An 8,433-nucleotide genomic window follows, 5' to 3' on the forward strand; every position below is an offset into this window, starting at 1 on the left:
CCTCATGGGCGCGGCATGCAGGATTAACCGAGCCCAGCCGGTCATGAGTGCGGCCTTGCCGGGTCGGGCGATAGGCAGTCATGCCCTGCCCTTCCTGCGGGTCAAGCACTCCGAAAAAACATTTCCCCCATAAATGCTAGATCTTCCGTTGCCTTTTCGCGTCACAGGCCGTCAAACGCCCGGCCGTTCACAACAGTGATCCGGCAAGTGTTTGGCTGCGCGAGACGATGCTGCAGGGAGTCGTCCTGCATGGCACTTCGCTATGATGCTGCGGTGCCGTCTAACGGCGCCTCGTGCTTGAACGCACTGAACGGCCACCGCGATCAAAATCGATGGTTCGAGGACCGTTGATCATCACCCCGCCAGCCTCGATCTTGTTTGCCGCCACGAGAGCGACACAGAGACTGCTGGTGAAGATGCCCGCCTGCCCGCTATGTTCCGGATGGTTGACCATCCCGGATGGACCCATCGAGGGTGTCAAGGCGAGCATGAGCACAGGCGCGAACAGTTCACGGGCAGGCGCGACGGTGGCCGCAAAGCAACGTCGCGCCAGCATGCGATCTCAGCAGGATCGGCACCATCCTGTCAGGGAGCAATGCGAGTGGCTGGCTTAGCCGCTGCGACGCTGCCCGGCATCGCGTTCAATTGATCTGGCGCCTTAAATGCAGGAAGGCTTCGCGGCCGGTACGAGGCGCATCCCTCCTCCGAAGCAGCACGCCCAAGTATCATCACAAGCCCCGAGCGCCCGCGTTCGGCGATGTCCAATTTCCGACAATGTCGGAATACAGTCAGATCTGCTGGATTGACTTTAAATGGTTTTCTCATTTGGCACAGCGCATGCTGGTTATCCGGAAACACGTGACCGACCAACAAGAAGTCGCATGACACAACCGAAGCCATCCATGTCTGACGGGCTGCCCAGGATACCTACTGCGACCGCGCTTGCCCGGTGACGACCGCTCCGGCTCCGCCCGTTACCGACGAGGCAAAGTGACGGATTTCCTGCGTTTCAACGACATGGAGGTGGTTGTCATTCCCGCTGGGGGACAGACTCGGCCTGTTCAAGGCATTGCGCGAAGGCGGCAAGATGACGGCCACCCGTGCGCGAACTCAAGGAGCGCAGCCTGTATCGTGTATCAGGCAAATAGGCCGTCGGTCAGTGACCTTGACACAGGGGACATGCGCAAGGTCCTGAAGTTTGATGCAGCGATAGAAGGGTGCCAATGACAACAATAGCTTACAGGAACGGAACCATGGCTGGCGACGGCCGAGCCTTGGGTTTTGACTCAGTATCCGTCGGTGAGAAAACGAAGGTGTTTCGCTTATGCGACGGCACACTCATCGGCGTTTCCTCTTCGTCCTTGGGTATTCCAAAGGCCGTTCGAGACTGGGTTGAGAAGGGCATGGATGTTTCTGATATTCCTGTGCCGCGCAACGACGACAATTTTGAATTTGAGGCGCTGATAGTGCGCAAAAATGGGGAAGCCGTATTGTTGGACGGCAATTGGCTGCCAAGTGATCCCGTGAAAGGTGAATATTATGCCATCGGGAGCGGCAAGCAGTATGCTTTGGCCGCGCTGGTTTTGGGCAAGTCAGCTAAGGAAAGCGTCGAAGTTGCCGCGAAACTCGACGTTTGGACTGGTGGCACAGTCACTGCCATAACTCACTAAACCCGCCTTTCGGCGGGAGTGTGACAGTGCGAGCGTGGAAGTAGGGCGCCACCCCGGGGCACGTCGAGCCCTGTCATGTGAGCTGGTCCATAAGCGCGCGAAAGCGTCCAGTTGTGGCCAAAAGCACGATTTGCGACAGAACCGGCCCGCTTCTATGAGTATGGGCCGCTTTTTGCGGCCAGCGTGCTTGCCATCCTGCCGCCAGTGGCCGTCGCCTTCTTCTTCCAAGGTTACCTCGTCATGAAGTAGAGCACCACGATCTTGTCGGAGAGATCGGAAGGCGGACGGCCCTTCCGTCCGCGTCGGCCAGTTCGAAAGGCGGCGCGGCCTGCTCGTCGATCGCCTGGAAGAACCTCTCCGCGCTGTCCCTCATCTTGTCGAGATCGGCGCCCGGATGGTGGGCCAGCGCGGAGGTCCCGAGGATCAGCGCCAGAAATTGAATCGCAAGCGACGGTTTCGCTTTCATGGACAATGCATTCCGGTTGGGGGCGTTCGAGGGCTCCGCGGCTAGGATTGGTCTCACTGTGTCTGCTCCCGCTCCCGGCGGCTCATCTGCCTGATAGGCGCGTTCCCGCTCGGGCCATGTGCTTTTGATGAAGGCCAGAACGGCCCGGATCTCCTCGTCGGTGAGGACATTCCCGAAGCCCGGCATGTCGCTCTGGTAGCCGCCGCCGACGACCGCGGCCGGTCCCGGCGCCGGCATGCGTCCCGAAGGCAGCGGGCTTTCCAATCGCGCTGACCTTCGCCTGGCTAAAACCGTCTTGCCTAGCGCTATCGCCGCGGCCGGGGCGCGGCCATCCGGTTGGCGAGCCAAGGCAATGTCCAGACCAATCCGAGGCCTGCCGCGGCCACGCATCGATAAGAGGACCGACGCCCTTCTCCTTTGCCGCCGCTGGAGAACAGGTATTTGATCAGCGCGGCCGTCCCGAGGACGAGCACGACGACGACAAGCAGCCACACCAGGCCCGTGCCGAACATCATCATGCCGCTCATGCATTCCATCATCGAAGCCTCCTATTCCGTGGCGTAGATGCCGCCGGTCGCGTCAGACTTTCGGATTTCGAGAATCTCGAAGGGCGCTTCCTTCGTGCCACTCATGCCGGGGGAGCCCATCGGCATGCCGGGCAGCGTCATGCCCTTTGATGTCGGGCCGCTCGGTCAAGAGCTTGTTGACCGTGCCGACCGGCACATGGCCGCTCACCACATAGCCGTCGATGAACGAGAGAAGGCAGCCATCGGCTTCCGGCGGAATGCCCTCTTCGCGGCTCATGGCGAAAAGGTCGTGAGTCGGCCTTGACGGTGATTCCTGGAAGGCCGATTCCAAGGCGAGCTGGCTTGAAGGCCGCGGTCCGGATGGTCGACTAGGCAGCTTGGTTCCACGATCGCAATGCTTGATCGCTTCATTGCAGGCCATGGGCTCTCGCCCCCTCCTTTTGCCACACGAGGCGCCAGCTCACGTGTTGTTGTTGGCGTGCGCCCCGGCAACCGCTTTCACCAGCCGCTCCAGCGATCCCGCGCGCTCCAGCTCCGCAAAGAATGATGCGGCGTGACGCTACCCAGCCGGTGCTTCTCGGCCTTCCAATTAAACTGTCTCGACGAAAGAGCCGTCTCCGTTGCTCCGGTCTCGGTGTTGAGTTCTCTAAGGCTGCGCCACACCTTGGTCCCCACGCCGGCAAATGATCTCACTATGCAGCCCGTGCTCGCACGCTCTCAAACTAATTACCGCTGCTGCAACACGCCGCCTGGCGGCCTGCACCGAAAAGCCGACAGGGGTGCATCTGAATAGCCGTGAACCCAGGTCTCAAAGACCATCCGGCGCGACGAGCGGACGCACCGCACGTGTGACACCCGCCTTGTGGGGCAGGGTTGCCTTTCTCAATCCCGGCGTTGGTCGGCGTCCCAATGAGCAGCAAGCTATTATCGGCCGCCGAATCTTAGTGGCTTCGTCGAGAGCCTCAATCAACCAAGCGGCGAAAGCCCCGCTAGAGTCTCCGCCCGCCTGTCGCTATGAAGCAGTTGCAGCCAGCGCTGCTTCAGGCGCATGAACTCGCCCGATGCAATGATTTCCGTCGCCCTGGGTCTTTCGAAGGGCACTGTTTCTATTCCCTTCTTCTTCGGCGCGCGGCTTGATGCCGACATACGGTTTCTTGACCTGCCGCCTGAACTGGCTGCCGAAGCGGGTGCCCCGCCAGCGACCCCGACAATCCCCTGTTCCGCAACTGCTGAAGAGCCGACTGCGCTCGCATCCCGATATTGCGCAACGGCACTATGCCGACATTCTGGAGACCGCAGCCGCATGAGCCTCGAGATGTTCCGCCGACCGTCGACAAAGGCGTCCTCTCGCCTGCGTCCGCCATTTGTCAGTGCTCGATCTGATTGGGGAGACGCCGGTCGTCGAACTGAAGAGATTCGATACCGGCAGGTGTCGTCGCTTCGTCAAGATCGAAAGCCAGAATCCCGGCGGATCGATCAAGGATCGCATTGCGTTGTCGATGATCGTTAATGCCGAACAGCGTGGCACGCGCGGGGCGGTACAATCATCGAAGCGACCGCTGGCAACACAGGGCTCGGCCTGGCCATCTGGCGGCACGAAGCGCGTGATCGCGTGTCCAAAAGCTGACAGCGTCAGACAAATGTCAGGTTCATTACAACCAACATCTGGGCACTGACGAGGTTTTTCGAAGCAATGGGCGCTAACTGCGCGCTGAGCGCGTTGGCATGGCTTTTGAGACTGAGTGACTGTGACTGCACTCAATGGGGCAAGACGAGCGATGCGCTCCTCCCTGAACCCGTGTGCCGTCTCTGAGAGGAAACCAGCTCGTGCAGAAACCTTTGGAAATAGCTTTGGACCGCAACGTGGTATTGCAGATGGAGTCCCCGGCTCCTTCGATTAGAGTCGAGAACTGGCTGCATGGCGAGCCCCTCACGAGCTTTGAGCCCGGCAAGTGTACATAGTCGAATTTTGGGCAACTTGGTGCGGCCCATGTGTGGACGGGATGCCCCATCTGATCCAGCTGCAGGGCGTCGCCAGGCGCACCATCTGGACAGCAGGAACTGGACTATGGGCAAGGTAACAGGCTTTCTCGAAATCGACCGGCAGGTGCACAAGTACCAGCCGGCCTCCGATCGCATCCGGCATTTCCGTGAATTCACGCTGCCGATGTCTGACAAAGAGGTCGAGAAACAGGCCGCGCGCTGCATGGATTGCGGCATTCCGTTCTGCCATGGGCCGACGGGCTGCCCGATCCACAACCAGATCCCGGACTGGAACGACCTCGTCTACAATGGCGACTGGGACAATGCGATCCGCAACCTGCATTCGACCAACAATTTCCCGGAGTTCACCGGCCGCATCTGCCCCGCACCTTGCGAGGAAGCCTGCACGCTGAACCTCGAGGACATTCCCGTCGCCATCAAGACGGTCGAGCAGGCGATTGCCGACAAGGCCTATGAAACCGGCCACATCAGGCCCTATCCGCCGGAGAAGAAGACCGGCAAGCGCGTCGCCGTCATCGGCTCCGGCCCGGCCGGCATGTCGGCTGCCCAGCAGCTCGGCCGCGCCGGCCACGACGTCCATGTCTATGAGCGCGAAAGCCGGCCCGGCGGGCTGATGCGCTACGGCATTCCCGACTTCAAGATCGAGAAGCACTATATCGACCGGCGCATCGAGCAGATGCAGGGCGAGGGCGTCACCTTCCATTGCGGCGTCAATGTCGGCGTCGACAAGCCGGTTGCCGAGCTGCTCGCCGAACATGATGCCGTGCTCTATTGCGGCGGCTCCGAAACGCCGCGCGCGGCCGGCATTCCCGGCGACGATCTCGGCGGCGTGCATGACGCGATGCCCTATCTGGTGCAGCAGAACCGGCGTGTCGGCGGCGAACCGATCCAGTCGGTGGCGTGGCCGTCGCATCCGATCCTCGCCGGCGGCCAGCATGTCGTCGTCGTCGGCGGCGGCGATACCGCCTCCGACTGTGTCGGCACTGCTTTTCGCCAGGGTGCGGTGCGCGTCACCCAGCTCGACATCCGTCCGCAGCCGCCGGAGAAGGAAGACAAGCTTTCGGTCTGGCCCTATTGGGCGACCAAGATGCGCACCTCGTCCTCGCAGGCCGAAGGCGCGGAGCGCGAATTCCAGGTGGCGACACTCGAATTCATCGGCGAGGAAGGCCAGCTGACCGGCGTCAAGTGCTGCGAGGTCGACGACAAGCGCAAGCCGATCGCCGGCACCGAATTCGTCATTCGTGCCGATCTCGCCTTCATCGCCATCGGCTTTGCCGGGCCGGCTGCGGCCGGGGTGGCGAAGGAATTGGACGGTGAGATGAAGATCGCCACCGACAGCCGCCGCTCCAGGAATGTCGAGGCCAATGACCGCGACTACAAGACCAGCGTGGACAGGCTCTATGCGGCCGGCGACGTGCGTCGTGGCCAGTCGCTGGTCGTCTGGGCGATCCGCGAGGGCCGCCAGGCGGCACGCTCGATCGACGAGGCGTTGATGGGGTCGAGCGTTCTCCCGCGCTGAACCCAGGAGCGTGCAGCGATACTAACGATTGATCGCGGTCGTGGTATCGGTCGCGGCCTTTGGCGGCCATGAGAAATCGTCGGCGCGGCCGGGCGATGCAATCGGTGCCTTGCCCTCGACCACAAGCTTTTCACCGGGCAAGTCCGGATTGGCCTTCGCCGGCGGTGCCGCGCCCAGCAATTCGGAGCCACCGTCGAGTGCCGGATCGCTGAGCAGCATCGGCGCGGTTCGGTCGATAACGATGGGGGCCGCGGCCGGCGCCGGCGCCTCGACAGGTGCGCCCGCCGGAGCGGACGGTGTAATCACGCTTCCAGGCGCGGTCAGGCCGAGGATCTTCAGCAGCGGTTTTTCGGTGTAGAAGGCGAGTTTGCGCTTGCCCGCCCTCGAGACGTTGATGCCGTCATCGGCGCGCAGCCGCACCGGCTGGCCGTTGATGTCGGGGCCGCTGGTGACGAAAGCACCGTTCTCATCGACGAAGCCGTCCCAGACGTCGACGAATTCACCGCCATGGCTTTCAGCGGCCTGATGATAGATGTCGTTGAAGGCCAGCATATCGGAGGTCATCTTCGACACCCGGAACGCCGGCATGCCGACCCAGAGGAAGGGTACCTTTGCCTCCGCGACAGCTTTGCCGAACGCCTCGGTCCGGCGCTCATATTCCTTGGTCCAGGTTTCAGAGCGGGGCTGCTCGCGCACGTCACCCACCTTCATCTGCTGGCGGTCGTTGGAACCCAGCATGACGATCACGGCGGCAGGTTTTTCGGTCTCGATCAGCAATTTGATCTGTTCGGGCCAGTTGTAGAAATCATCGCGTACGAAGCCGGACGAGCCATTGCTGCGAACGACGATCCTGACGCCGGCATTCTCGGCAAAGGCGGTGTCGAGGCCTTCGGCGAGGCCGGCCGCCATGAAGTCTCCGACCACCAGCACGGTGCGAGCGTCCGGTGCCTTGTCGACCACCGGGATTTCCGGCTCCGCCGGCGGGCGCGGGGCGCGGGGGTTTTTCGCCTTGGGCCTGGGCCTCGGCTTCTGGATGTCCTGCGGCGGCTCGATGCGCTCGCTGCGGCGCGGGAACAGAAGGTCTCGCAGCGACCAGCCGCGGTTTTGCTGCTCCTGCGCCATGGCCGGCGCATGGAAGGCGCCAGCCACACCGACGGTGAGCACGATCACGGCCAGGATGAGCACCGGCATGCGACGAACAAGCCCTGCGATGCGCGCAGCCGAAGCCAATCGTTTCCTCCATCCCTTGGCGCAGCAAATGCCGCGCCAACCAGATTGCTACAGTGTCCTTTGCGCGCCCGAAAGGCCGCGCGGCACCGCAGGCGGCTCTATTTCTGCCGGAGCCACTTCAGCACTTCCATGCTCGGGTAACCGTCCTGGGTCAAGCCGGCCTTGGCCTGGAAGGCCAAGATGGCTGATTTCGAGCCGTCGCCGATCTTGCCGTCGAACTTGCCGTCATAAAGGCCATGTTGGGAAAGCCGCTGCTGCAGCTCCTGCCTTTCCTCGAAAGTGAGCTTGGTGAAAGGCCGCTTCCAGTCTTGCACGAGACCGCTGGAGCCAGCGATTTCGTCGGCAAGAAGGCCGACGGCCAGCGCATATTTGTCGGCGTTATTGTAGGCTTTGATGACCGTGAAATTCTTGATCATCAGGAAGGCCGGCCCGTTGCGGCCGTCCGGCACCTTCAGCGTCGCCTTGTCGGAGCCGTTCTTGAACGGCTTGCCGTTGGCCCTGACCACGCCGAGCGCCTGCCATTGCGACAGTGTTTTCGAGCCGCCGGGAAGCTTTCCAGCGGGCAAAGCAACCTCATAGCCCCAGGTCCTGCCGGCCTGCCAGCCATTCTTCTTCAACAAATTGGCTGATGTCGCCAGCGCATCGGGGATCGAATTCCAGATGTCGCGTTTGCCGTTGCCGTCCATGTCGACGGCATAGTGCAGATAGCTGGTCGGGATGAACTGGGTATGGCCCATGGCGCCGGCCCAGGATCCGCTCAGATGGCTTTCGTCGATATCGCCGGTCTGCAGGATCTTCAGCGCGGCGACCAGCTGGGTGCGGGCGAATTTCGCCCGCTTCGGATCGGCATAGGCCAAGGTCGCCAGCGAGCGCACGACATTGCGCATGACGTCGTCGCGCTTGAGGATCTCGCCATAGTTCGATTCCATCGACCAGATGGCCAGCAGGATGTAGCGGTTGACACCGAACCTGGCCTCGATCCGGTCCAGCCACGGCTTCCATTTCCTGGCCATCTGC

General features: G+C 62.0%; 7 protein-coding genes and 4 pseudogenes. 5 read left to right on the forward strand and 6 right to left on the reverse strand.

Annotated features, from left to right (window positions below):
• Positions 1 to 280 precede the first annotated feature (280 nt).
• Positions 281 to 556 carry a hypothetical protein gene (locus EOC06_RS27045; RefSeq protein WP_063169403.1) on the reverse strand — a complete coding sequence of 92 codons (276 nt, stop codon included), beginning with the start codon at positions 554 to 556 and terminating at the stop codon, positions 281 to 283.
• 697 nt (positions 557 to 1,253) lie between these two features.
• Here EOC06_RS27045 and EOC06_RS27050 point away from each other — a divergent pair.
• A complete protein-coding gene (locus tag EOC06_RS27050) occupies positions 1,254 to 1,670 on the forward strand; it encodes a hypothetical protein (protein ID WP_063169404.1) in 417 nt (138 codons plus the stop codon).
• Between the two features lie 238 nt (positions 1,671 to 1,908).
• On the opposite strand, the gene EOC06_RS45020 is transcribed toward EOC06_RS27050, so the two are convergent.
• The 3 genes and pseudogenes from EOC06_RS45020 to EOC06_RS27065 all read right to left on the reverse strand — a co-directional run.
• Positions 1,909 to 2,400, reverse strand: a complete 492-nt coding sequence (locus EOC06_RS45020) for a cytochrome c (protein WP_244514239.1) — start codon at positions 2,398 to 2,400, stop codon at positions 1,909 to 1,911.
• Positions 2,401 to 2,441: 41 nt separating this feature from the next.
• Positions 2,442 to 2,675, reverse strand: coding sequence for a hypothetical protein (locus EOC06_RS43630; protein WP_127312611.1), 234 nt, complete (start codon positions 2,673 to 2,675; stop codon positions 2,442 to 2,444).
• Positions 2,676 to 2,684: 9 nt separating this feature from the next.
• Positions 2,685 to 2,964 (reverse strand): annotated as a pseudogene (locus EOC06_RS27065) (DUF411 domain-containing protein); the annotation flags it as partial.
• 801 nt (positions 2,965 to 3,765) lie between these two features.
• Between EOC06_RS27065 and EOC06_RS43635 the strand changes: the two are divergent.
• The 4 genes and pseudogenes from EOC06_RS43635 to EOC06_RS27085 all read left to right on the forward strand — a co-directional run.
• Positions 3,766 to 3,970, forward strand: a pseudogene (locus EOC06_RS43635) (isopenicillin N synthase family oxygenase); the annotation flags it as partial.
• A gap of 8 nt (positions 3,971 to 3,978) precedes the next feature.
• Positions 3,979 to 4,248 (forward strand): annotated as a pseudogene (locus tag EOC06_RS27075) (pyridoxal-phosphate dependent enzyme); the annotation flags it as partial.
• 278 nt (positions 4,249 to 4,526) lie between these two features.
• Positions 4,527 to 4,690, forward strand: a pseudogene (locus tag EOC06_RS27080) (TlpA family protein disulfide reductase); the annotation flags it as partial.
• Between the two features lie 41 nt (positions 4,691 to 4,731).
• Positions 4,732 to 6,186 (forward strand): glutamate synthase subunit beta, encoded by a 1,455-nt coding sequence (locus tag EOC06_RS27085; RefSeq protein WP_128309226.1) that lies wholly within the window; start codon positions 4,732 to 4,734, stop codon positions 6,184 to 6,186.
• A gap of 21 nt (positions 6,187 to 6,207) precedes the next feature.
• Here the strand turns inward: EOC06_RS27085 and EOC06_RS27090 are convergent, their stop codons facing one another.
• Both EOC06_RS27090 and EOC06_RS27095 read right to left on the reverse strand, forming a co-directional pair.
• Entirely contained in the window at positions 6,208 to 7,416 is a 1,209-nt protein-coding gene (locus EOC06_RS27090; RefSeq protein WP_128309227.1) for a DUF459 domain-containing protein, read from the reverse strand.
• 98 nt (positions 7,417 to 7,514) lie between these two features.
• The coding region (locus tag EOC06_RS27095) for a lytic murein transglycosylase (RefSeq protein ID WP_128309228.1) at positions 7,515 to 8,433 on the reverse strand (919 nt) is incomplete at its 5' end.

This window comes from Mesorhizobium sp. M7A.F.Ca.MR.362.00.0.0 (genome assembly GCF_004023175.1).
Taxonomy (GTDB): Bacteria; Pseudomonadota; Alphaproteobacteria; order Rhizobiales; family Rhizobiaceae; genus Mesorhizobium.